A 268-nucleotide genomic window follows, 5' to 3' on the forward strand; every position below is an offset into this window, starting at 1 on the left:
GGTAAATGTGGCAGCCACTGTGATTGAGTCAGCGTCACCTGGGCATCGGCGTCGGCAATCAGGAACGCCAGGCGCGCGGGCGGCAATTCCGGATCCAGCGGCAACCATGCGGCCCCAGCATGCACCACACCGAGCAAAGCCACGACCATGTCCACGGAGCGTTCCATGCACACCGGCACGATCGACTCGCGACCAATCCCGGCGGCGCGCAGCGCTCGGGCAACGGTTTGTGCGCGTTGGTCCAGTTCGGCGTAGCTCAGGCGTTGGC

At 65.7% G+C, this 268-nt stretch carries 1 protein-coding gene; it reads right to left on the reverse strand.

All coding sequences use genetic code 11. The annotated features are described in order from the left end of the window. Positions 1-268, reverse strand: a 268-nt coding sequence (locus ACW9I6_RS32450) for an AMP-binding protein (protein ID WP_457340248.1), incomplete at both ends; no start/stop codon positions are given.

It is taken from the genome of Pseudomonas sp. SDO5522_S412, assembly GCF_054071215.1.